The organism is Pseudomonas nicosulfuronedens (genome assembly GCF_005877905.1).
Lineage (GTDB): Bacteria > Pseudomonadota > Gammaproteobacteria > Pseudomonadales > Pseudomonadaceae > Pseudomonas > Pseudomonas nicosulfuronedens.
The window spans coordinates 98,899-118,500 of the sequence record NZ_SWDV01000010.1; the positions used below are offsets into that span (position 1 = coordinate 98,899).

23 protein-coding genes, 1 other RNA gene and 1 pseudogene are annotated in these 19,602 nt (G+C 65.4%); 13 read left to right on the plus strand and 12 right to left on the minus strand.

The features are described 5' to 3' along the window. Positions 1–167 precede the first annotated feature (167 nt). The 6 genes from FAS41_RS09845 (at position 168) to FAS41_RS09870 (ending at position 4,502) form a co-directional block, all read left to right on the plus strand. The gene (locus tag FAS41_RS09845) at positions 168–998 is read left to right on the plus strand and encodes a metal-dependent hydrolase (RefSeq protein ID WP_138521689.1); all 831 of its coding nucleotides are present in this window, start codon (positions 168–170) and stop codon (positions 996–998) included. 170 nt (positions 999–1,168) lie between these two features. After that, positions 1,169–1,375, plus strand: a complete 207-nt coding sequence (cydP, locus tag FAS41_RS09850; RefSeq protein ID WP_138521691.1) for a cytochrome oxidase putative small subunit CydP — start codon at positions 1,169–1,171, stop codon at positions 1,373–1,375. After that, positions 1,372–2,949 (plus strand): cytochrome ubiquinol oxidase subunit I, encoded by a 1,578-nt coding sequence (locus FAS41_RS09855; RefSeq protein ID WP_138521693.1) that lies wholly within the window; start codon positions 1,372–1,374, stop codon positions 2,947–2,949. The genes cydP and FAS41_RS09855 overlap by 4 nt, the downstream gene beginning before the upstream one ends. A 10-nt stretch (positions 2,950–2,959) precedes the next feature. Continuing rightward, a complete protein-coding gene (gene cydB, locus FAS41_RS09860) occupies positions 2,960–4,096 on the plus strand; it encodes a cytochrome d ubiquinol oxidase subunit II (protein WP_138521695.1) in 1,137 nt (378 codons plus the stop codon). A 12-nt stretch (positions 4,097–4,108) separates the two neighbouring features. Beyond that, positions 4,109–4,216 carry a cytochrome bd-I oxidase subunit CydX gene (cydX, locus tag FAS41_RS09865; RefSeq protein WP_024763928.1) on the plus strand — a complete coding sequence of 36 codons (108 nt, stop codon included), beginning with the start codon at positions 4,109–4,111 and terminating at the stop codon, positions 4,214–4,216. Next, positions 4,203–4,502 (plus strand): cyd operon YbgE family protein, encoded by a 300-nt coding sequence (locus FAS41_RS09870; RefSeq protein ID WP_138521697.1) that lies wholly within the window; start codon positions 4,203–4,205, stop codon positions 4,500–4,502. The genes cydX and FAS41_RS09870 overlap by 14 nt, the downstream gene beginning before the upstream one ends. A gap of 8 nt (positions 4,503–4,510) precedes the next feature. Here FAS41_RS09870 and FAS41_RS09875 read toward each other — a convergent pair whose 3' ends face one another. Next, positions 4,511–4,906, minus strand: a complete 396-nt coding sequence (locus FAS41_RS09875; protein ID WP_138521699.1) for a GFA family protein — start codon at positions 4,904–4,906, stop codon at positions 4,511–4,513. A gap of 29 nt (positions 4,907–4,935) precedes the next feature. After that, positions 4,936–5,631 carry a TetR family transcriptional regulator gene (locus tag FAS41_RS09880; RefSeq protein ID WP_138521701.1) on the minus strand — a complete coding sequence of 232 codons (696 nt, stop codon included), beginning with the start codon at positions 5,629–5,631 and terminating at the stop codon, positions 4,936–4,938. Positions 5,632–5,707: 76 nt separating this feature from the next. Here FAS41_RS09880 and FAS41_RS09885 point away from each other — a divergent pair. Together FAS41_RS09885 and FAS41_RS09890 are read left to right on the plus strand one after the other, a co-directional pair. After that, a pseudogene (locus FAS41_RS09885) lies at positions 5,708–7,299 on the plus strand (flavin-containing monooxygenase). Then, positions 7,296–8,186 carry an SDR family NAD(P)-dependent oxidoreductase gene (locus tag FAS41_RS09890; RefSeq protein WP_138521705.1) on the plus strand — a complete coding sequence of 297 codons (891 nt, stop codon included), beginning with the start codon at positions 7,296–7,298 and terminating at the stop codon, positions 8,184–8,186. The pseudogene FAS41_RS09885 and the gene FAS41_RS09890 overlap by 4 nt, the downstream one beginning before the upstream one ends. A gap of 94 nt (positions 8,187–8,280) precedes the next feature. Here the strand turns inward: FAS41_RS09890 and FAS41_RS09895 are convergent, their stop codons facing one another. Both FAS41_RS09895 and FAS41_RS09900 read right to left on the minus strand, forming a co-directional pair. Continuing rightward, positions 8,281–9,093 carry a class I SAM-dependent methyltransferase gene (locus FAS41_RS09895; RefSeq protein WP_138521707.1) on the minus strand — a complete coding sequence of 271 codons (813 nt, stop codon included), beginning with the start codon at positions 9,091–9,093 and terminating at the stop codon, positions 8,281–8,283. A 28-nt stretch (positions 9,094–9,121) separates the two neighbouring features. Beyond that, entirely contained in the window at positions 9,122–9,394 is a 273-nt protein-coding gene (locus FAS41_RS09900) for a DUF4242 domain-containing protein (protein WP_138521709.1), read from the minus strand. 180 nt (positions 9,395–9,574) lie between these two features. Here FAS41_RS09900 and FAS41_RS09905 point away from each other — a divergent pair, with 180 nt between their 5' ends. Both FAS41_RS09905 and FAS41_RS09910 read left to right on the plus strand, forming a co-directional pair. Beyond that, the gene (locus FAS41_RS09905; protein ID WP_138521711.1) at positions 9,575–10,108 is read left to right on the plus strand and encodes an OsmC family protein; all 534 of its coding nucleotides are present in this window, start codon (positions 9,575–9,577) and stop codon (positions 10,106–10,108) included. Continuing rightward, on the plus strand, positions 10,108–11,085 hold the full coding sequence (locus FAS41_RS09910; RefSeq protein WP_138521713.1) for an AraC family transcriptional regulator: 978 nt from the start codon (positions 10,108–10,110) through the stop codon (positions 11,083–11,085). Before FAS41_RS09905 ends, FAS41_RS09910 begins: the two co-directional genes overlap by 1 nt. Before the next feature lie 95 nt (positions 11,086–11,180). On the opposite strand, the gene FAS41_RS09915 is transcribed toward FAS41_RS09910, so the two are convergent. Together FAS41_RS09915 and ftrA are read right to left on the minus strand one after the other, a co-directional pair. Then, a complete protein-coding gene (locus tag FAS41_RS09915) occupies positions 11,181–12,329 on the minus strand; it encodes an acyl-CoA dehydrogenase family protein (RefSeq protein ID WP_138521715.1) in 1,149 nt (382 codons plus the stop codon). 75 nt (positions 12,330–12,404) lie between these two features. Further along, entirely contained in the window at positions 12,405–13,373 is a 969-nt protein-coding gene (ftrA, locus tag FAS41_RS09920) for a transcriptional regulator FtrA (protein ID WP_138521717.1), read from the minus strand. Between the two features lie 93 nt (positions 13,374–13,466). Here ftrA and FAS41_RS09925 point away from each other — a divergent pair, with 93 nt between their 5' ends. Then, entirely contained in the window at positions 13,467–13,910 is a 444-nt protein-coding gene (locus tag FAS41_RS09925) for a rhodanese-like domain-containing protein (protein ID WP_138521719.1), read from the plus strand. 60 nt (positions 13,911–13,970) lie between these two features. On the opposite strand, the gene recR is transcribed toward FAS41_RS09925, so the two are convergent. From recR to dnaX, 3 genes are all read right to left on the minus strand, one after another. Continuing rightward, on the minus strand, positions 13,971–14,570 hold the full coding sequence (gene recR, locus FAS41_RS09930; RefSeq protein WP_138521721.1) for a recombination mediator RecR: 600 nt from the start codon (positions 14,568–14,570) through the stop codon (positions 13,971–13,973). Between the two features lie 132 nt (positions 14,571–14,702). Next, positions 14,703–15,029 carry a YbaB/EbfC family nucleoid-associated protein gene (locus FAS41_RS09935; protein ID WP_045209089.1) on the minus strand — a complete coding sequence of 109 codons (327 nt, stop codon included), beginning with the start codon at positions 15,027–15,029 and terminating at the stop codon, positions 14,703–14,705. Between the two features lie 37 nt (positions 15,030–15,066). Then, complete coding sequence (gene dnaX, locus FAS41_RS09940; RefSeq protein ID WP_138521723.1) at positions 15,067–17,229, minus strand: DNA polymerase III subunit gamma/tau; 2,163 nt, start codon at positions 17,227–17,229, stop codon at positions 15,067–15,069. 152 nt (positions 17,230–17,381) lie between these two features. On the opposite strand from dnaX, the gene FAS41_RS09945 reads away from it, so the two are divergent. Continuing rightward, positions 17,382–18,104 carry a substrate-binding periplasmic protein gene (locus FAS41_RS09945; RefSeq protein WP_138521725.1) on the plus strand — a complete coding sequence of 241 codons (723 nt, stop codon included), beginning with the start codon at positions 17,382–17,384 and terminating at the stop codon, positions 18,102–18,104. A 61-nt stretch (positions 18,105–18,165) separates the two neighbouring features. On the opposite strand, the gene ffs is transcribed toward FAS41_RS09945, so the two are convergent. Then, positions 18,166–18,262: signal recognition particle sRNA small type (gene ffs / locus FAS41_RS09950), an RNA gene on the minus strand. 218 nt (positions 18,263–18,480) lie between these two features. Between ffs and FAS41_RS09955 the strand changes: the two genes are divergently transcribed. Beyond that, positions 18,481–18,840 (plus strand): type 1 fimbrial protein, encoded by a 360-nt coding sequence (locus tag FAS41_RS09955; RefSeq protein WP_138521727.1) that lies wholly within the window; start codon positions 18,481–18,483, stop codon positions 18,838–18,840. A gap of 6 nt (positions 18,841–18,846) precedes the next feature. On the opposite strand, the gene FAS41_RS09960 is transcribed toward FAS41_RS09955, so the two are convergent. Together FAS41_RS09960 and FAS41_RS09965 are read right to left on the minus strand one after the other, a co-directional pair. Beyond that, on the minus strand, positions 18,847–19,224 hold the full coding sequence (locus tag FAS41_RS09960; RefSeq protein ID WP_138521729.1) for a hypothetical protein: 378 nt from the start codon (positions 19,222–19,224) through the stop codon (positions 18,847–18,849). 70 nt (positions 19,225–19,294) lie between these two features. Next, complete coding sequence (locus FAS41_RS09965) at positions 19,295–19,573, minus strand: HU family DNA-binding protein (RefSeq protein ID WP_138521731.1); 279 nt, start codon at positions 19,571–19,573, stop codon at positions 19,295–19,297. Positions 19,574–19,602 lie beyond the last annotated feature (29 nt).

Genomic DNA, 19,602 nt, shown 5'->3' on the forward strand with positions numbered 1-19,602 from the left:
CCGACCCAGGTACGGCCGGAAATGACCTGGCGATTGTCCGACAAGACTCCGAACATGACATCAACCGATGACACAGTCGAAGGTGGCATCGAGCACTAACGACAGGGCTTGCCGGGTCAGCGCACCTGCCGCGCACCGTTCGCCCGCACAACAACAAGGAGTTAGTCATGAACGCCAGCACCACGCCGATTCGCGCCAACTTCCCGGTCCGCCGCATGGATTTCAGCTTCAGTGAAACGCCGAAATACTGGTGGGACGGGCAGCCCTTCATGACCCACTTCATGAACAACCTGTCCTCGTTGTTCCCCTACGGCGAGAAGTTCTTCGTCGACAGCGTGCGCGCCGTGCGCGAGCGGATCCAGGACCCGCAACTGCAGAAGGACGTCAGCGCCTTCATCGGCCAGGAAGCCATGCACTCCAAGGAGCACGCGGCCTACAACGAGTACGCCGACGAGCACGGCATCGACCTGGAGACCCTGGAACTGCGCATCAAGGTGCTGCTCGAGTCCATCAGCAAGGTCACCACCAAGAAACACCAGTTGGCGATCACCTGCGCCCTGGAACACTTCACCGCGACCATGGCCGAGCAGTTGCTCAAGCGTGAAGACCTGAGCAGCCAGATGAAGTCGGACAAGATGTACAAGCTGTGGATGTGGCACGCCGTCGAGGAAAACGAGCACAAGGCGGTGGCCTACGACGTCTACCAGCAGGTCTATGGCGGCTACTTCACCCGTACTGCGGTGATGTTGCTGACCACCGGAATCTTCCTCGGCGTCATCGCCGGCTTCCAGATCAACCTGCTGCGCCGCGACGGCCAGCTGTTCAACTGGCGCAGCTGGAAACACGGCCTGGGCGTGCTGCTGCATCCCCGCCGCGGTTACTTCGTCAACCTGATCCGCCCATGGCTGGACTACTTCCGACCCGGCTTCCATCCCTTCGACCACGACACCAAGGCGCTGGAATCCCGCTGGAAAGAGCAGCTGGACTTCGCCGGCTGAACCCCGCCAAACCTCGCTCAATTTCGGAAAACGCCAGGCATCGCCTGGCGTTTTTCATTTTCACCGCGCGCCGCGACAACCAGTCACTACACTGAGCAGGGTTTCTGGAGCCCAATGGAACGCGCAGTTCAAGCAGAACCACGTCTCGAATTGCGAGCCAAGGAGGTTAGATGCCCGCCCAAACCCCCTCCCCGTGGAAGGTCCCGCTCGTCCGTGAGCTGGCCATCATCCTGCTGATCAAACTGGCCCTGTTGCTGGCCATCAAGGCCGTCTGGTTCGACCAACCCACCGTCCCTGCCGACGGCTCCCGCGTCACCAGCCAGCACCTGCTCGGCGACAACCGCCCGAGCGAAGCCGAGAAGGAGAGCGCCCGATGATTTCCGAAGCCGTGGTCGACCTGTCGCGCCTGCAGTTCGCGATGACCGCCATGTACCACTTCCTGTTCGTGCCGCTGACGCTTGGCCTGGCCTTCCTGCTGGCGATCATGGAGTCGGTCTACGTGATGACCGGCAAGCAGGTGTACAAGGACATGACCCAGTTCTGGGGCAAGCTGTTCGGCATCAACTTCGCGCTGGGGGTCACCACCGGACTGACCATGGAGTTCCAGTTCGGTACCAACTGGGCTTATTACTCCCACTACGTCGGTGACATCTTTGGCGCGCCGCTGGCCATCGAAGGACTGATGGCGTTCTTCCTCGAGTCCACCTTCATCGGTCTGTTCTTCTTTGGCTGGGATCGGCTCTCGAAGGTCCAGCACCTGGCCGTCACCTGGCTGGTCGCGCTGGGCTCGAACCTGTCGGCGCTGTGGATCCTGATCGCCAACGGCTGGATGCAGAACCCGGTGGGCGCGGAGTTCAACTTCGAGACCATGCGTATGGAGCTGACCGACTTCGGCGCGCTGCTGTTCAACCCGGTAGCCCAGGTCAAGTTCGTCCACACCGTGGCCGCCGGTTACGTCACTGGCGCGATCTTCGTTCTCGCCATCTCCAGCTACTACCTGCTAAAGCGCCGCGACCAGGGCTTCGCCCGGCGCTCCTTCGCCATTGCTTCGGCCTTCGGCCTGGCCTCGATCCTTTCGGTAATCATCCTTGGCGACGAGTCGGGCTACGAGATCGGTGACGTGCAGAAGACCAAGCTGGCCGCCATCGAGGCCGAATGGGAAACCCACCCCGCTCCGGCCGGCTTCACCCTGATCGGCCTGCCCAACCAGGAGGAGCAGCGCACCGACTACGCGATCAAGATCCCCTATGTACTGGGCCTGATCGCCACCCGCTCGCTGGACAAGGAGGTCACCGGCATCAAGGACCTGCTGGTACAGCACGAGGCACGCATCCGCAACGGCATGGTCGCCTATTCGCTGCTGCAGAAGCTGCGTGGCGGCGACAAGTCCGAAGCCACCCTTTCCCAGTTCAACCAGGTAAAGAACGACCTCGGCTATGGCCTGCTCCTGAAGAAGTACACGCCTGACGTGGTGGACGCGAGCGAGGAACAGATCCGCCTGGCCACCCTGGACACCATTCCCGATGTGCTCACCCTGTTCTTCAGCTTCCGCATCATGGTCGCTTGCGGCTTCCTCATGCTGGCTCTGTTCGCCTGTGCGTTCTATGCCTCGGCGCGCAAGAACGAAGAGCGCAAGCGCTGGCTGCTCAAGTGGGCACTGTGGAGCCTGCCGCTGCCCTGGCTCGCCGCGCAGACTGGCTGGTACGTCGCCGAGCACGGCCGACAGCCCTGGTCCATCGGTGAAGTGCTGCCGGTGCACCTGTCCGCCTCCAGTCTCAGCACGGGCGATGTATGGGGGTCGCTGCTGGCGCTGATCGCCTTCTACAGCCTGCTGCTGGTGGTGGAGATGTACCTGATGATCAAGTTTGCCCGCCTCGGCCCGTCCAGCCTGCACACCGGCCGCTACCACTTCGAGCAGGGCCATGCCGCCACCGGCACGGCCACGGCGTAAGGAGACGACCATGGACTACGAAACGCTGAAACTGACCTGGTGGGTGCTGATCGGCGTGCTGCTGATCGGCTTCGCCCTGACCGATGGCTTCGACATGGGCGCCATGGCGCTGATGCCCTTCGTGGCGAAGACCGACAGTGAACGCCGCGTGGCGATCAACACCATCGCCCCGCACTGGGACGGCAACCAGGTCTGGTTCATCACCGCCGGCGGTGCCCTCTTCGCCGCCTGGCCGATGGTCTACGCCACGGCCTTCTCCGGGTTGTACTGGGCGATGCTGCTGGTGCTCTTCGCCCTGTTCTGCCGCCCCGTCGGCTTCGACTACCGCAGCAAGCTGGAGAACCAGCGCTGGCGCAATGTCTGGGACTGGGCCCTGTTCGTCGGCGGCTTCGTCCCTGCGCTGGTATTCGGCGTAGCCTTCGGCAACCTGTTCCTGGGCCTGCCCTTCACCCTCGACGAGATGATGCGACCGTCCTACCACGGCAGCTTCTTCGCCTTGCTCAACCCCTTCGCCCTGCTCGCCGGGGTGGTCAGCCTGAGTATGCTCTGCCTGCATGGCGGCGCCTGGCTGATGCTGCGCACCGACGGTGAACTGGCCGAGCGGGCGCGACGTGCAGCCCAACTGTGTGCACTGGTGTACCTGGTGAGCTTCATCGGCGCAGGGGTCTGGGTCAGCCTGGGCATGAACGGCTTCGCCCTGCTCTCGAGCATCGACGGCAATGCGGTCATGAACCCGCTGAACAAGGAGGTCGCGCTGTCCAACGCCGGCTGGTTGGCCAACTACCATGCTTATCCGGCGACCATCGCCGCCCCCGTCGTCGGCATTCTCGGCGGCCTGCTGGCGCTGGCATCGGCCAGCGGCGGACGCGGCGGCCTGACCTTCCTGGGCAGCGCGCTGGCGATCATCGGCACCCTGTGCACAGCGGGCTTCGCACTGTTCCCCTTCATCTTTCCCTCCAGCGAGAACCTGGCGGCAAGTCTCACCGTGTGGGACGCCGTGTCCAGCCACAAGACCCTGGGCATCATGTTCGTCGTGGCCTGCATCTTCGTGCCGCTGATCCTCTGCTACACGCTGTGGGGCTACGTGAAGATGTGGGGCCGCCTGACCCGCAAGCACATCGAAGCCAACTCCCACGGCCTCTACTGAAGGAGCGACCGCATGTGGTACTTCACCTGGATTCTTGGCGTCCTGCTCGCCTGCAGTTTCGGCATCATCAACGCGCTGTGGCTGGAAACCACCCAGGACCTGGACAGTGACGACGACTGACGCCCCCTTGCTGCGCAATCCTGCCAGCCGCACGCTGTCGCTGCTGCTGGCGGCTCCCCTGGCGCTGGTCCTGCTGATCCACCCCGCCGCCATGCTCGACACCCAGGGCCGCTACAGCCACGGACTGCTGATGCTGGCGATGCTCGGCGTCAGCGCAGGCTTCGTGCATGGGGTCGGCTTCGACCCCCGCAGCCTGCCCTGGCGCTGGCTGTTCGGGCCGCTGTGCGGCTGGAGCTTGATGGCGCTGGGCTACGCCCTGCTGCTGAAGGCACAACTGGGCCTGTAGCGGCGGGCTCAACCCTCGGAACGACGCGGCAGGTCATCCACCGTGTCGAACCAGGACAACTGCGACGAGCACCAGACATGGCACTGCGGCGTGATCAGCTCCGGGTCGTCCAGGGTCACGGTGTTGAGCCCCACCGTCTCGCCATCGCGCACACGGAACTCCATGGGCGTGCCGCACTTCACGCAGAAGCGGCGCTCACCCTCTTCGCTCGAACGCCACATCCCCAGCTCGCCGGTGATGTAAGCGAAGCCCGTCAGCGGAATCACGGCCCAGGGCACCGCCGGCGCGGCATTGGATTTCTGGCAAAGGCGGCAATGGCAATAGCCGGTCTCTTCCGGCTCGGCATCCAGCCGGTAGCGCACCGCGCCACAGGCGCAGCCACCGAACAGTGGCAAGGGCAACATGGCAGCAATCTCCGCTCGAATAGAAAGATTCAGAGCCTAGCCAGCATGCCGAAGGTCTGCAGCACCGCGACACCGGTGAAGAGCAACAGGATTTGTCGCTCGGCCAGCGCGCAGACTTCCTCGCGCTGCTCCGGCGGGCGTTCGAGGTAGTCCAGCGACTGCTGGAACAGTTGCCGGCTGATCAGCCGCGACAGCTGGTTCAACTCGTTCTCGTCGATGTCCGGCAGCAGGTGGAACTGGCGGATGTCCTCGGCCATATCCTCACCAAACTCGTCCATCACCCGCGCCAACGCCTCGCGCAACACCGGCGACGGCCCGTGCAACTCGCGCACACCAATGATGAAAGCCTGCGGGTTGCCTTCCACGAAGTCGAAGAACAGCCGCACCGTCTCCCGTGTCACCCGCTGGCCGCGCTCCAGGTCCAGGCCGAAAGGCACGCTGGCCGTGCCCTCCCCCGGTTGTGCACGCTCGGCCGCTTCTCGGCGCAGGTCACGAAGCGGCTGGCGCAGTTGGGTGGCGATGTCGCGGATGATCGCCAGCCCCAGATCGTCCACATCGCCGAAGTGCCGGTAGAAGGTATTCGGGTTCAGCCCCGCTTCCCGCGCCAGTTCCCGCAGCCCCAGGCTGCTCAGGCTGCGCCGGCTGGCCGCCAGGCGCAGCGCCGCATCGATCAGCGCGCGCTTGCCGGCGGCTTCCGTTGGCCGTTCTTCCTGTCCGATGTCCATGAGTGTGTTACCCGGCCCCACCTAAGGTTGGTTGTTCTCGCGGTATACAGGTGTCTACATTTCACCACGTAGACAGTTGTATACGCCAGCAATAATCATAACAGGAGCGTGGCCATGAGTACGGTTGTGAGTACCCAACCAAAGACTGCCCCCAGACACTGCAAGGTCGCCATCATCGGTACCGGGTTCTCCGGGCTGGGCATGGCGATCCGCCTGAAACAGGAAGGCGAGAACGACTTCCTGCTGTTCGAGAAGGACGCCGGCGTCGGTGGCACCTGGCGGGTCAACAACTACCCGGGCTGCGCCTGCGACGTGCAATCCCACGTCTACTCCTTCTCCTTCGAGCCGAACCCGGACTGGACGCGCATGTTCGCCCGCCAGCCGGAAATCCGCGCGTACCTGGAGAAGTGCTGGGCGAAGTACCGCCTGGAAGACAAGACGCTGCTCAACACCGAGATGGCGCGCTTCGAATGGAACGACGAACAGCAGCTCTGGCACCTGTTCGACACCGCCGGTAACCATTACACCGCCAAGGCCGTGGTCTCCGGCATGGGCGCCCTGTCGATCCCGTCGATCCCGGCGCTCAAGGGCCTGGAGAACTTCCAGGGCAAGGCCTTCCACTCGCAGCAGTGGGACCATGACTACGACCTCAAGGGCAAGCGCGTGGCGGTGATCGGCACCGGCGCCTCGGCCATCCAGTTCGTCCCGGAAATCCAGCCGCTGGTGGCCAAGCTCGACCTCTACCAGCGCACCGCGCCGTGGATCCTGCCCAAGCCGGACCGCGCCATCAGCGAGAAGGAACGCGCGCGCTTCCGCCACTTCCCGGCGGTGCAGAAGCTCTGGCGCGGCGCGCTCTACAGCATGCTCGAAGGCCGCGTGCTGGGCTTCACCTTCGCCCCCTGGGCGATGAAGCTGGTGGGCAGGCTGGCCGAGCGCTTCATCCGCCAGCAGGTGAAGGACCCGGACCTGCGCCGCAAGCTGACCCCGGACTACACCATCGGCTGCAAGCGCGTGCTCATGTCGCACAACTATTATCCAGCGCTGGCGTCTTCCAACGCCTCGGTGATCGTCGACGGCATCCGCGAGATCAAGGCCAGCAGCATCATCACCAGCGATGGCCGCGAGCGCCAGGTGGACGCCATCATCTTCGGCACCGGCTTCACCGCCAACGACCCGATCCCCCGCGGCGTGGTGTTCGGCAAGGGTGGCGTGGACCTGCTCGACACCTGGAAGAATGGCCCGGAAGCCTACAAGGGCACCATGACCCGTGGCTTCCCCAACCTGTTCTTCCTCATGGGCCCGAACACCGGCCTGGGCCACAACTCGATGGTCTACATGATCGAATCGCAGATCGCCTACGTGCTGGGCGCCATCAAGCTGATGGACCGCCGCGAGCTGCAGAGCGTCGAAGTGAAGCAGGAAGTGCAGGAGCGCTGGAACGAGAAGCTGCAGCGCGGCCTCAACCACAGCGTGTGGAACACTGGCGGCTGCAAGAGCTGGTACCTGCACCCCGTGAGCGGGCGCAACTGCACCCTGTGGCCAGGCTTCACCTGGCGCTTCCGGGCGCTGACCAGCCAGTTCGACCCCAGCGCCTATCATTTGAAGTCCAAGCCGCTGTCCAGCCCTGTCGTCCAACCCCAACGCCACGCAGAAGAGGTGCCGGCATGAAGAACTTCGAGAACAAGGTCGCCGCCATCACCGGCGCAGGCTCCGGCATCGGCCGCGCACTCGCCGTGGAGCTGGCCTCCCGTGGCTGCCACCTGGCCCTGGCGGACGTGAATGCCGCCGGCCTGGAAGAAACCCGCCAGCTGCTCTCCTCCACCGGCGTGCGCGTCTCCATCGATACGGTGAACGTCGCCGACCGCGAGCAGGTGCACGCCTGGGCCGACAAGGCCGCCCGCGAGCACGGCAAGGTCAACCTGGTGTTCAACAATGCCGGCGTCGCCCATGCCGGCACCGTGGAAGCCAGCGACTACGAAGAGTACGAGTGGATCACCAACATCAACTTCTGGGGCGTGGTCTACGGCACCAAGGCCTTCCTGCCGCACCTGAAGGCTTCCGGTGACGGCCACATCGTCAACGTATCCAGCGTGTTCGGCCTGTTCTCCCAGCCGGGGATGAGCGCCTACAACGCCACCAAGTTCGCCGTGCGCGGCTTCACCGAGTCGCTGCGCCAGGAACTGGACATGGAACGCGGCGGCGTCTCCGCCAGTTGCGTGCACCCCGGCGGGATCAAGACCAACATCGCCAAGACTGCGCGGATGAACGACAGCATGGTCAAGGTCACCGGGCAGAACGCGGAAGCTGCCCGCACCCAGTTCAACGACCAGCTGCTGCGCACCACCCCGCAGAAGGCCGCGCAGGTGATCATCCGCGGCGTGGAACGCGATTCGCGGCGCATCCTGATCGGTCCGGATGCCCACGCCATCGACGTGATGCTGCGCCTGCTGCCAGTCTGGTACCAGAAGGTGGTCACCGGCAGCATGAAGCTGGCCAAGCGCTTTGCGCCCAAACCCAAGCGCAAGCCGGGCGCGGAGGGTTACGAGGCCAAGTAACGCTCTGCCACAACGAGTCCCTTTTTCCCTGTCGGGCCGGCGCCCATCCCCCTTACCCCCGGATGGGCGCCGTTTTTTTCTTGCCGATTTTCAACTAGCGGCGGACCGCCACCACCTCCAGGTATTCACTGGGGATCACCAGCGACGCCGGACCGGCACGGTTGCTACGCTCCAGCAACTGCGTGAGGTCACGCTCCAGCGCTGCCGCATCCGCCTCAGGCAACGAGGCAAACGCCTTGTGTACCGGCCCGTACCAGGTGCGGAACACTTCCAGGAAGTGTGCCGCCGAGCGATAGCGGAAGTTGAAGGTCTGCCGGGTTGCGCGCAACTCGCTGACCGAGTCGCCGAACAGTTCGTGCAGGTACTCCTCGCGCCCCCAGCCCGATGGTGGACGCACACCTGACGCTGGCGGGATGTAACCCGACAACACCTTGAACACCTGGCCGATGAAGCCTTCCGGCGTCCAGTTGGCCAGGCCTATGCGGCCTCCAGCACGGCAGACCCGCGCGAGTTCACCCGCCGCCTTGGGTTGATCCGGGGTAAACATAACGCCGAAGGTGGAAACCACCGCATCGAAACTGCCGGCCTCGAAAGGCAACGCCTCGGCATCGGCCTCGCGGAATTCCACGACCAGGTGTTCGGCACGGGCCCGCTCGGCACCCAGTTCCAGCAGCCGCGGCACGTAGTCCGTGGAAACGACCCGGCAACCTCGGCGGGCCGCCGCCAGGGTGGCATTGCCATTGCCGGCGGCCACATCCAGCACGCGCTCATCGCAGCGCAGGTCGCAAGCCTCGGCCAGGCGTTCGCCGACGATCTGCAGGGTGGTACCGATCACGGCGTAGTCGCCGCTGGCCCAGGTGGCCATCTGGCGTTGTTTCAGGGCATCGAAGTCAACAGGGGCATTCATCTTGTTGTTCTCCAGGCGCCGAGGCGCCTTATTCGGCAGTGGTCGGATCCAGGGTGGTGACAACCTGCGACACCCGGTTGGCCGGGAAGCCGCCCAGGCGGGCGTGCTCGCGCACGGCGGCCTCATCGGGGGCGATGTACAGGCAGTAGATGCGATCAGCGACCACGTAGCTGTGCAGCCACTGCACCTGGGGACTCAACTGGCTCAGCACCTGGCAGGACTTCTGCGCGACGGCCTTGAAATCGCGTTCGGACAGGGCTCCGACGCCGGGGATCTCGCGCTCGATAACGAACTTCGGCATGACACTCTCCATAGGGTGGGATAGTGCGGGTACCGCGACATCCCGCACCTTCATGCTGCTCCTGGCGCCTGAGGACGTCCTGCTCCAGCGTCGGCGTTCCCTGCCCGATCGTCCGGCCGGCGCTTGCCGCCTCGCTTTCGCGCGCAAAATCCGAGAAATGCCCGCCCGGAGGGATCGGCCATGAGCTCGGAAAGCATCCTCGCCGCCCAGCAGCGTCTGACTCGCCTGGTACAGCAGCGACCTGGCGTTGCCCTGGTGGAGGAAACCCCCGCCATCGCGCAATGGGAAGGCGCGGGCAAGACCCACACCCGACACCCGGACGGCAACGTCATCCACACCGATCTGCCCCGTGAACTGGGCGGCGACGGCGAGCGGATCAGCCCCGGCTGGCTGCTGCGCGCCGCCATGGCCTCCTGCGCGGTGACGCGCATCGCCATGCTGGCCAACGAGACCGGTGTCGCACTGCAGAAGCTGGAAGCCGAGGTCGGTTCCATCACCGACGTGCATGGCCTGCTGGGGCTCAGCCGGGAGGATGGCCAGCCCGCCTCGCCGGGTCCCACGCAAGCCCGTCTGCAGGTTCGAATCGCCGCGGCGCAGGTGCCGGACGAACAGCTGCGGGAACTGGTCAGCGAGGCCATTCGCCTGTCGCCGATGGTCGCCGCCTTTCGCGACGCCATACCGGTCCAACTGGACATCGACACCGGTCCTGCCTGATGGACGCACTCTCCGAAACCCTGCGGGTGGTGCGGCTGGTCGGTGCGATCTTCATCAATGCGCGCTTCACTGCGCCCTGGTGCTACCAGTCGCCGCGCGCCGATTCGGTGGTCGGCCTGCTGGAGCCGGGCGCCGAGCAGGTGGTGATCTTCCACCTGATTACCGAGGGTGAATGCTTCGTCGAGATGGGCAAGGCCGAGCCAGTGAAACTGATCGCCGGTGACGCGGTGATCTTTCCCCAGGGCCACGCCCACCGCATGACTTCGAAGCCCGGCGTCCCACCCGCCACCGGCGCGCGGCTGGATGCCGTCCTGGCCCGTCGCCCGCGCCAGCTGGCCTATGGCGGAGGTGGCGCGACGACTCGCCTGGTGTGCGGCTACCTTGCCTGCGACGTACGCCTGGCAAGGCTCCTGCTTGCGGGACTGCCAGCGCTGGTGAAGGTCAACGTGCGGGGTTCGGCGGCCGGCGCCTGGCTCGAGTCCTCGGTGCGCTACGCGCTGGCCGAGGCGCGCTCGCCGCGCCCTGGCGGCGCGGGCGTACTGGCCAAGCTGGCAGAGGTGTTGTTCATCGAAGTATTGCGTCTGTACATGGAGGAGCAAGGTGAGGAGCGCAGCGGATGGCTGGCCGGGCTGCACGACCGCATCGTCGGCAATGCCCTCGGCGCCCTGCACCAGTCACCCGCTCACGCCTGGAGCCTGGAAGAGCTGGCACGCTGCTCGGGCACCTCGCGCTCGGTGCTGGCCGAGCGTTTTCAGCAATTCGTCGGCTGCCCGCCGATGCAGTACCTCACCCAGTGGCGCATGCTGCTGGCCGCCAATCTGCTGCGCGGCAGCAACGCTCCGCTGGCGCGGATTGCCGAAGACGTCGGCTATCAGACGGACACCGCCTTCAGCCGCGCCTTTCGCCGTGAATACGGCTGCCCGCCAGCGGCCTGGCGGCGCGGCCAGGCCGCCACCGCCCGCCCCGGCTATTCGTAGGAGCGAGCTTGCTCGCGAACCCACTTGACACTGGAATCGCGGGAAAGCGTTCGCGAGCAAGCTCGCTCCTACAAAAAAACTTCCCGCCAGCGCAGCTACAACCCCATCTGCTTGGCGATGATCTCGTTCATGATCTCTCGCGTGCCGCCGCCGATGGAGAGGATGCGATTGTCGCGGTACAGCCGTTCCACCAGGCTCTCGCGCATGTAGCCCATGCCGCCCAGCACCTGCACCGCGTCGTAGGTCACCCGGTCGGCCACGTCGGTGGCGAAGTTCTTGGCCATGGAGATTTCCTTGATCACGCTCTTGCCCGCCGCCATCTTCGCCGCCTGGCGGTAGGTGAACTCGCGGGACACTTCCACCTGGGTGGCCATCTCCGCCAGCCGGTGCTTGAGCACCTGGAACTTGCCGACGGGCTTGCCGAAGGCTTCACGCTCGCGACTCCAGGCCAGCGCCTCGTCCAACGCCAGCTGCGCGGTCATGTTGGCCATGATTGCCAGCGCCAGACGCTCGCTCTGGAAGTTCGCCATGATGCAGGCAAACCCCATGTTCTCCGCGCCGATAAGGTTCTCCACCGGCACCTTGCAGTCATCGAAGAACAGCTCGGCGGTGTCGGATGCCCACCAGCCCATCTTCTTCAGCTTGCGGCTCACGGTGAAACCGGGCGTGCCCTTCTCCACCAGCAGCAGGCTGACGCCACCGAAGCCATCGCCGCCGGTGCGCACGGCGACGGTGTAGTAGTCGGCGCGTACACCGCTGGTGATGAAGGTCTTGCTGCCGCTCACGCGGTAGTGGTCGCCGTCGCGCACGGCCCGAGTCTTCAGGCTGGCTACGTCGGAGCCGCCGGACGGCTCGGTGACCGCCAGCGCCATGATCTTCTCGCCGGTCAGCACCTGCGGTGCGATGCGCTCGCGCAGCTCCGGGCGGCCCCACTTGATCAGTGGCGGCAGGCCGATATCCAGCGAGCCCAACCCGGCCACAAGACCGCCGGAACCGCAGCGCATCAGTTCTTCGCTGGCCGCTACCTTGGCAAACAGGTCGCCTTCATGGCTGCCGCCCAGCGCCTCGGGATAGCCGATGCCGAGGATGCCGGCCTCGCCCGCCTTGCGGTACAGCTCGCGGGGAAACTCCTCGGCCTCCTCCCAATCGGCGACGTGGGGGAGGATTTCACGCTCGACGAAGCGTCGCACGCTGTCGCGAACCAGGCGGTGGCTGTCATCGAAGTACTCGGCGAACACGGACATGGCAAGGCTCCAGACGATTTGACTGAAACTTACCGAGCGCTTGCTTGGTTTTCAAGGCGAGACACCTGCCATCGGCTAGGACAGATGCGCCGTCCCGAACCGCTCGCGGTACGCCGAAGGCGCCACGCCCGCCGCACCCCGGAAGGCATTGCGGAAGCTTTCCACGGTGCCGAAGCCGCATTGCTCGGCTATCCGCTCCACACTGTCGGCGCTGCTTTCCAGCAATTCGCGGGCGCGCAGCATGCGCTCGTGCTGCAACCAGGCCTTGGGCGTCATCCCCGTCGCCTCGCTGAAACGGCGCAGGAAGGTGCGCTCGCTCATGGCCATGCGGCTCGCCAGCTCACCGACGGCGATCGACCGGTGCAGCCGTTGCCGGGCCCAATCCAGCAGCCCCGCGAGGTCATGCCTGGGCGCCTGCGCCACCGGTGCGGGGATGAACTGCGCCTGACCGCCGCCGCGCTGCGGCGACATCACCAGCCGCCGCGCCACGGTATTGGCCACCTGCGCGCCGAAGTCCCGCGCCACCAGGTGCAGGCAGGCATCGATGCCGGCTGCGCTGCCGGCAGAGGTGATCAGTTGCCCGACATCCACATAGAGCACCTGGGCATCGACTTCGATGGCCGGGAAGCGCGTCGCCAGCTCCTCGGCGTAGCGCCAGTGCGTGGTCGCCCGCTGGCCATCCAGTAATCCCGTGGCGGCGAGGACGAAGACCCCGGAGCAGATCGACAGTAACCGTGCGCCTTCGTCATGGGCCTTGCGCAACGCCTGCACCAGCTCTGCGGACGGCGCCTCGTCGCGGTCACGCCAGCCCGGCACGATGACGGTGCCCGCCGTGTCGAGTGACTCCACCCCACCGTCGGCCAGCACGCGGATGCCACCCAATGCCCGCATCGGTCCGTCGTCCACGGCAACGACCCGGTGGCTGTACCAGGGGAATTCGAACTCGGGGCGCGGCAGGCCGAAGATCTCCACGGCGATGCCGAATTCGAAGGTGCACAGGCCGTCGTAGGCGAGAACGGCGACTTCCAGGGGATTGCGCGGCATTTGGCAGAAAACTTCCGATCACTGTCCAGGCCGCCACTGTAGCCGGCTTTTGCCCCGCCTTACAGTAGCCCTGTCTTCCACAGGAGCCCCAGCATGCCCAGCCTCGTCAGCCAGTTCCCCGCCGCCCTGCCCGCCGACGCCCTTGCCCACTTCAGCCATCGCCTGGCCTTCGAGACCGACTGCTCGGATGTGAACGACGCCCTGCAGCACGGCGAACAGGATTTCGTCCTGCTCGATGTGCGAAACGCCGCCGCCTTCGCCCGCGGCCATGTGCCCGGCGCGCTGAACCTGCCGACACGGGAGATCGACGCGCGGCGTATGGCGCAGTTCCTACCGGGCACCCTGTTCGTCGTCTACTGCGCCGGGCCGCACTGCAACGGTGTGCACCGTGCTGCTGCGAAGCTCGCGGCACTGGGTTTGCCGGTGAAGGAAATGATTGGCGGAGTGGCCGGCTGGCTGGATGAGGGGCTGGTGCTGGTCGGTGCGACGGGTGAAGCGCTGCGGACTGACGGAATAGGTCTTTTTTGCGCCTGTTGATCGCAGAAACAACAAGGCCGGAATGTCTCCGGCCTTGCTCGAATCCTTCTGGTTGGCCTGTCAGCTGCTGATAGGCCGACGCCCCGCCAGGGCGTGGGCCAGCGTGCCGCCATCCACCAGTTCAAGCTCGCCGCCCAACGGCACGCCATGGGCGATGCGCGACAGCACCAGATCGCCGCCGCCGAGCAACTGAGCGATGTAGTGGGCCGTCGCCTCACCCTCCACCGTGGGGTTGGTGGCCAAGATGATCTCGCTGAAATGGCCGGCCTTGATCCGCGCTTCCAGCTCGGGAATGCCGATGGCTTCCGGCCCGAGGCCGTCCAGCGGCGACAGGTGTCCCTTGAGCACGAAGTAGCGGCCGCGGTAGCCGGTCTGCTCGACGGCGAACACGTCCAGCGGGCCTTCCACCACGCACAGCAGGCTGTCATCGCGGCGCGGATCGGTGCATTGCGGGCAGAACTCGTCTTCCGACAGGGTGCGGCACTGCTTGCAATGTCCGACGCCCTCCATCGCCTGGGTCAGCGCCTGGGCCAGACGCAGACCGCCGCTGCGGTCGCGCTCCAGCAGCTGCAGCGCCATGCGCTGGGCACTCTTCTGTCCCACTCCGGGCAGGGTGCGCAGGGCATCGATCAGTTGGCGGATCAGCGGCGTGAAGCTCATGGAGCAGTCTCGGGTTTCGGGAGGGTTAGAACGACTGTAGGAGCGAGCCTGCCCGCGAAGCCCGCCCAGCCACCAGGGCCAGAAGAGCGTTCGCGAGCAAGCTCGCTCCTACAGGTCAGCAGGATGCCTGGATCAGAAAGGCATCTTGAAGCCGGGCGGGAGTTGCATACCGGCGGTCATGCCGGACATCTTGTCCTGGTTGTTCTGCTCGATCTTGCGCACGGCGTCGTTCACCGCGGCGGCGATCAGGTCTTCGAGGATTTCTTTGTCTTCCTGCATCAGGCTGTCATCCAGGGAGACACGCTTGACGTCGTGGCGACCGGTCATCACCACGCTCACCAGGCCGGCGCCGGATTGACCGGTCACTTCGGCGTTGGCCAGCTCTTCCTGCATCTTCTGCATCTTTTCCTGCATCTGCTGGGCCTGCTTCATCAGGCCGGCCATGCCACCTTTCATCATCTCGAGTTCCTCGATTCGTTCAGTCGTCGGCCAAGGCTCAAGCCTTGGCCTCCAGGGGTTCGATAGTACCGTCGCGGACCACCGCGGCGAACTGTTGCTTCATCTGTAGCACATACGGGTCGGCAGCAATCGACGCCTCGGCCTGGCGCTGACGCTCGGCGCGCTTGCGCGCGGCGGCCTGGGCCGGGGTTTCCTGCTCGGGCTTCTGCTGGGTGACCTGCAGCGTCAGAGTGCGCCCGTGGAACTGGTTCAGCGCATCGTTCAGGCGACGTTGCTGGGTCGCGTTGAACAGCGCGCTCTGGCCCGGGTCCAGGTGCAGGTGCCAGTTGTCGCCATCCACCGCCACCAGCGTGCAGTTGGCGCCGATGCTGGCGGTCAGGCCGGCCAGTCCCAGGCGCGGGAACAGGTCCAACCACTCGGCGGCAAGGCCGGTCGCGGGCATGGCGGCGGGCTCGGGCTCCGGTTCGGCCTGCTCCTGCGGCGCCTCGCTCTCGAGGTAGCCGTAGGACTCCATGTCGACTTCGTAGTAGTCCTCGGCGGGTGGCGGCTCTTCGTCGCGGTCATCGTCATCGGCCGGAGCTTCGGCCGCGACGGGTGCGGGAGCAGCCACCGGCACAGGAGTTGGCTCTGCCGCTACGGGCGCAGGTGCAGGTGCAGGTGCAGGTGCAGGTGCAGGTGCTGCAGGCTCGAGCGGTGCGGGAGCGGCGGCAACCGGTGCGGAGGGTTCGTCCCACGGCAGATCGACAGGCGCTTCGGCAACCGGCGACTGCGGCTCGATGGCCAGAGCAACAGGCTCTGCTGCGACGACCACTTCCGGCTGCGCTTCAACCGGCGCGGGAGCCGCTTCAACGACCGGGGCAGGAGCGGCAACAGGCGCAGTCTCCACCACCGGAGCCGGAGCCGGAGCCGGAGCCGGAGCCGCCTGAGGCTGCGGCGCGGCAACGGTCGGGGCAACCTCGGCAACCGGAGCTACAGGTGCGGGCGTAACAGGCGGCGGAGCAATGGCTGCAACCGGCGCTGCAACGGCGGCGCCGGCCACTGGGTTAGGGTTGGAATCAGCCGTGGCCTTGCTGATCCCCAGGTCCTTTAGTGGCGATCTGGGCGCGCCGTCGGCATCGGCCGGGCGGAACGCCAGCATGCGCAGCAGCACCATCTCGAAACCACCACGGGGATCGGGCGCCAACGGCAGGTCGCGGCGGCCGATCAGGCCCATCTGGTAGTAGAACTGTACGTCCTCGGCCGGCAGCGCCTGGGCCAATGCCAGCACGCGGTCGCGGTCGCCCTGGCCGTTGTCCACCGCCTCGGGCAGCGCCTGGGCGATGGCCACACGGTGCAGCACATTGAGCATTTCAGCCAGCACGCCGCCCCAGTCCGGGCCTTGCTCGGCCAGGTGGCGGACGGCTTCCAGCAGCGCGCGTGCATCGCCTTCCAGCAGTGCGTGAAGCACGCCGTAGACCTGCCCGTGATCCAGGGTACCGAGCATGGCGCGCACGTCGGCGGCCAGCACCTTGCCTTCGCCGAAGGCAATGGCCTGGTCGGTGAGGCTCATGGCATCACGCATGGAACCGTCGGCGGCGCGGCCGAGCAGCCACAGAGCATCGTCCTCGAACGGCACGTTCTCGGCGTCCAGAACGTGGGTGAGATGCTCTACCACGCGCTCCGGCGGCATGTTCTTCAGCGAGAACTGCAGGCAGCGCGAGAGAATGGTCACCGGAAGTTTCTGCGGGTCAGTGGTGGCCAGCAGGAATTTCACGTGGGGCGGCGGCTCCTCCAGGGTCTTCAACAGGGCGTTGAAGCTGTGGCTGGAGAGCATGTGCACTTCGTCGATCAGGTAGACCTTGTAGCGCCCGCGGGTCGGCGAGTACTGCACGTTGTCGAGCAGCTCGCGGGTGTCCTCGACCTTGGTGCGGCTGGCGGCGTCCACTTCGATGAGGTCGACGAAGCGCCCCTCATCGATCTCTCGGCACACCGAACACTGCCCGCAGGGAGTCGAGCTGACACCGGTCTCGCAGTTCAGGCACTTGGCGAGGATGCGCGCGATGGTGGTCTTGCCCACGCCACGGGTACCGGTGAACAGATAGGCGTGGTGCAGGCGCTGGTTGTCCAGCGCATTGATCAGGGCCTTGAGCACATGGGTCTGGCCGACCATTTCGCGGAACGAGCGCGGACGCCATTTGCGAGCAAGAACCTGATAACTCATTGAAATCCATCGCGACGGGTAAGCAGAAGTGCGCTAATCCTAGCGAAGCGGACCGTAAATTGCACCCGATGTCCGCACCGGTCGCTATCGCATCTTGGCAAGGGCCGGGCTACACGGCATTGTGTTGTCCTTCTGCCATCAACGGAGCCTTGATGCGCTTCCTCGCCACCGCCCTGCTGCTGACCGCCACCCTCGCCCAGGCCGACGACCGTCCCCTGCGCTTTGCGGTGGTCGACAGCTGGGCAATGCCGCTGGCGCAGATCGAGAACGGCGAACTGACCGGCGGCATCATGTTCGAGCTGTTCAAGGAAACGGCGCGCGAACTGGGCCGGCCCGCTGCCTTCCATATCGTGCCCCGTGCTCGTATCGAACAGGCACTGCTCAGCCATTCAGTGGACGTACGCTGCTATGTCTCGCGCACCTGGATCGAGCATGAATTCAATGACTACCGCTGGACCGCGCCGCTGATGGTGCAGCGCGACCTGCTGGTCGTCCGCGATGCCCCGGCCGACAAGCTGGAAACCCTGCCCAGCCAATCCGTCGGTACTGTGCTGGGCTATCACTACCCGCGCCTGCAGCCACTGCTGGACAGCCATTGGCTGAGCCGCGACGACGCGCGCAACCAGGAGCTGGTGCTGAAGAAGCTGCGCATCGGCCGCTATCAGTACGCGATCAGCAGCGAGTTTGCGCTGAACTGGTTCAACCGCGAACTACCCGAAGCGGAACGTCTGAGAATCGCCAGCGTGATCGAGGAAACGCCGCTGTCGTGCATGGTGCTGGATGCGCCCGAAGTCCGTGCCGACGAGGTGCTCTCGGTACTGGCGAAAATCAAGGCGTCGGGGAAGATTGAGCAGATCCTGGATCACTACCGCTGAGGCGGCGGATGCATCAACAGGATGGGGGCCACGACTTTTACTGACCCCGAAATGGAGGCGGCCCCGCCAGCCACACCCCGGCACACAATGTCCCCGCCTTGGCTGCTTCCTTCCGGACCTGACCAGGTAAGCGAGTAATCGTTGCGGGGGGACCGACAGGGCCACCATCGCGAGAGCTCGCCAGATCAGCGAGCCGCGCCATTGTAGCGGCTTGAGCGCAAGTTACAAGCACTTCAAGCACTTACGCTCTTTCCTTTGATCCGCATCGCAGCCTGAGGGGCTTTTCCACCAGGCCACTCAAGCTTCCTCGCCACGTGCCGAAGCAGTGGATGAGTCCGCCCGTTCGAGGCGCGCCTTCCATGCAAGGAGTGTTCAAATGCGAATGATCGAGAGCTCTGCTGCGCTACTTGCCATTGCCCTCTGCGGCCCGCTGCAGGCAGCCAGCAGCGGCACCATCACCTTTCGCGGCGCCGTCGTCGAGCCTACCTGCCAGATCAGCGTGAGCGAAGCCAGCAACTCCAGCGGCCGGATAGTGGCCAGTCACTGCGAACAGTCGGTGGACCTGCGACTGAACGAGCCCCGAGGCAATCAGCCAGCGGCGCATTACCGCCTCACCGACAGCCAGGGTCGTGCCGTGGAGATACTCAGCGCGCCAAATGGCAACGTCGCCGGGATGATTCGCGCCAAGGACGAGGCAGGCGCGCATCACCTCGTGCTGGTGGCTGAGTACCTGTAACGGGCGTCACTGTCCCTGGAGCAATCCTTCGGGCCGAGGCTGGGTGGAGACTTCCAGGTTCGGCCCGATGAACAGATCCATCTTGCTGTAGCCCGGACGGGTACTGAAGGTGGAGTAGCGCTCCGCCCCCTGGTGGAACTGGAAGGCCACGCGGTACTCGCCCGAACGCAGCAGACGCAGCGGGAAGGCGCGTGCTTCGCCTGGCTTGATTTCGCCCGCGAGACTCTCCTCGCCGTTTTCCTTGAAGCTGTAGCTCACCGCCGGCCCGCCCACGCCTTCATAGTGAAGGACGATCTGCGGGCGCTCGGTCCAGGCCACGTAAGCCCCGAACAGCACTACCAGTGCCCCGACGCCGAGCAGGCGCTGCTTTCTTGCCTTGTCCATCTTGCTCTCCGTCAACCGATGGCCCGCCCCGCCCTGCTTTGCAACACACAGGTCGGAACAGGCCTGCCGATCAGTTCAGGCTGTCGACCAGGGCCTTGGCAGGCACCAGGCGCACGGCCTTCTTCGCGGCGATCTCGATGGTCTTGCCGGTCTGCGGGTTGCGGCCGGTACGGGCAGCGCGTTCGGTGACCTTGAGCTTGCCGATACCCGGCAGGGTCAGCTCACCGTCATTCTCCAGGGCGTCCTGGGCGATCTGCGCCAGTTGCTCGAACACGCCGCGCACGGCGGCTTGGGTCAGGTCGAGGGATTCGGCGATATCGCGAACCAGTTGGTCCTTGGTCATGGGCATAAAGTAACTCCTTGATGCGTTGATCTTGA

What these genes read in the sequence shown, in the direction of transcription:
- FAS41_RS09900 (WP_138521709.1), bottom strand. Translation starts at nt 9,394, where the DNA reads ATGCCGAAGTTCGTTATCGAGCGCGAGATCCCCGGCGTCGGAGCCCTG.
- FAS41_RS09945 (WP_138521725.1), top strand. Translation starts at nt 17,382, where the DNA reads ATGCGCTTCCTCGCCACCGCCCTGCTGCTGACCGCCACCCTCGCCCAG.
- cydP (WP_138521691.1), top strand. Translation starts at nt 1,169, where the DNA reads ATGCCCGCCCAAACCCCCTCCCCGTGGAAGGTCCCGCTCGTCCGTGAG.
- ftrA (WP_138521717.1), bottom strand. Translation starts at nt 13,373, where the DNA reads ATGCCGCGCAATCCCCTGGAAGTCGCCGTTCTCGCCTACGACGGCCTG.
- FAS41_RS09965 (WP_138521731.1), bottom strand. Translation starts at nt 19,573, where the DNA reads ATGCCCATGACCAAGGACCAACTGGTTCGCGATATCGCCGAATCCCTC.
- FAS41_RS09960 (WP_138521729.1), bottom strand. Translation starts at nt 19,224, where the DNA reads ATGGACAAGGCAAGAAAGCAGCGCCTGCTCGGCGTCGGGGCACTGGTA.
- FAS41_RS09955 (WP_138521727.1), top strand. Translation starts at nt 18,481, where the DNA reads ATGCGAATGATCGAGAGCTCTGCTGCGCTACTTGCCATTGCCCTCTGC.
- dnaX (WP_138521723.1), bottom strand. Translation starts at nt 17,229, where the DNA reads ATGAGTTATCAGGTTCTTGCTCGCAAATGGCGTCCGCGCTCGTTCCGC.
- FAS41_RS09875 (WP_138521699.1), bottom strand. Translation starts at nt 4,906, where the DNA reads ATGTTGCCCTTGCCACTGTTCGGTGGCTGCGCCTGTGGCGCGGTGCGC.
- cydB (WP_138521695.1), top strand. Translation starts at nt 2,960, where the DNA reads ATGGACTACGAAACGCTGAAACTGACCTGGTGGGTGCTGATCGGCGTG.
- recR (WP_138521721.1), bottom strand. Translation starts at nt 14,570, where the DNA reads ATGAGCTTCACGCCGCTGATCCGCCAACTGATCGATGCCCTGCGCACC.
- FAS41_RS09890 (WP_138521705.1), top strand. Translation starts at nt 7,296, where the DNA reads ATGAAGAACTTCGAGAACAAGGTCGCCGCCATCACCGGCGCAGGCTCC.
- FAS41_RS09845 (WP_138521689.1), top strand. Translation starts at nt 168, where the DNA reads ATGAACGCCAGCACCACGCCGATTCGCGCCAACTTCCCGGTCCGCCGC.
- FAS41_RS09910 (WP_138521713.1), top strand. Translation starts at nt 10,108, where the DNA reads ATGGACGCACTCTCCGAAACCCTGCGGGTGGTGCGGCTGGTCGGTGCG.
- cydX (WP_024763928.1), top strand. Translation starts at nt 4,109, where the DNA reads ATGTGGTACTTCACCTGGATTCTTGGCGTCCTGCTCGCCTGCAGTTTC.
- FAS41_RS09935 (WP_045209089.1), bottom strand. Translation starts at nt 15,029, where the DNA reads ATGATGAAAGGTGGCATGGCCGGCCTGATGAAGCAGGCCCAGCAGATG.
- FAS41_RS09880 (WP_138521701.1), bottom strand. Translation starts at nt 5,631, where the DNA reads ATGGACATCGGACAGGAAGAACGGCCAACGGAAGCCGCCGGCAAGCGC.
- FAS41_RS09855 (WP_138521693.1), top strand. Translation starts at nt 1,372, where the DNA reads ATGATTTCCGAAGCCGTGGTCGACCTGTCGCGCCTGCAGTTCGCGATG.
- FAS41_RS09915 (WP_138521715.1), bottom strand. Translation starts at nt 12,329, where the DNA reads ATGTCCGTGTTCGCCGAGTACTTCGATGACAGCCACCGCCTGGTTCGC.
- FAS41_RS09895 (WP_138521707.1), bottom strand. Translation starts at nt 9,093, where the DNA reads ATGAATGCCCCTGTTGACTTCGATGCCCTGAAACAACGCCAGATGGCC.
- FAS41_RS09925 (WP_138521719.1), top strand. Translation starts at nt 13,467, where the DNA reads ATGCCCAGCCTCGTCAGCCAGTTCCCCGCCGCCCTGCCCGCCGACGCC.
- FAS41_RS09905 (WP_138521711.1), top strand. Translation starts at nt 9,575, where the DNA reads ATGAGCTCGGAAAGCATCCTCGCCGCCCAGCAGCGTCTGACTCGCCTG.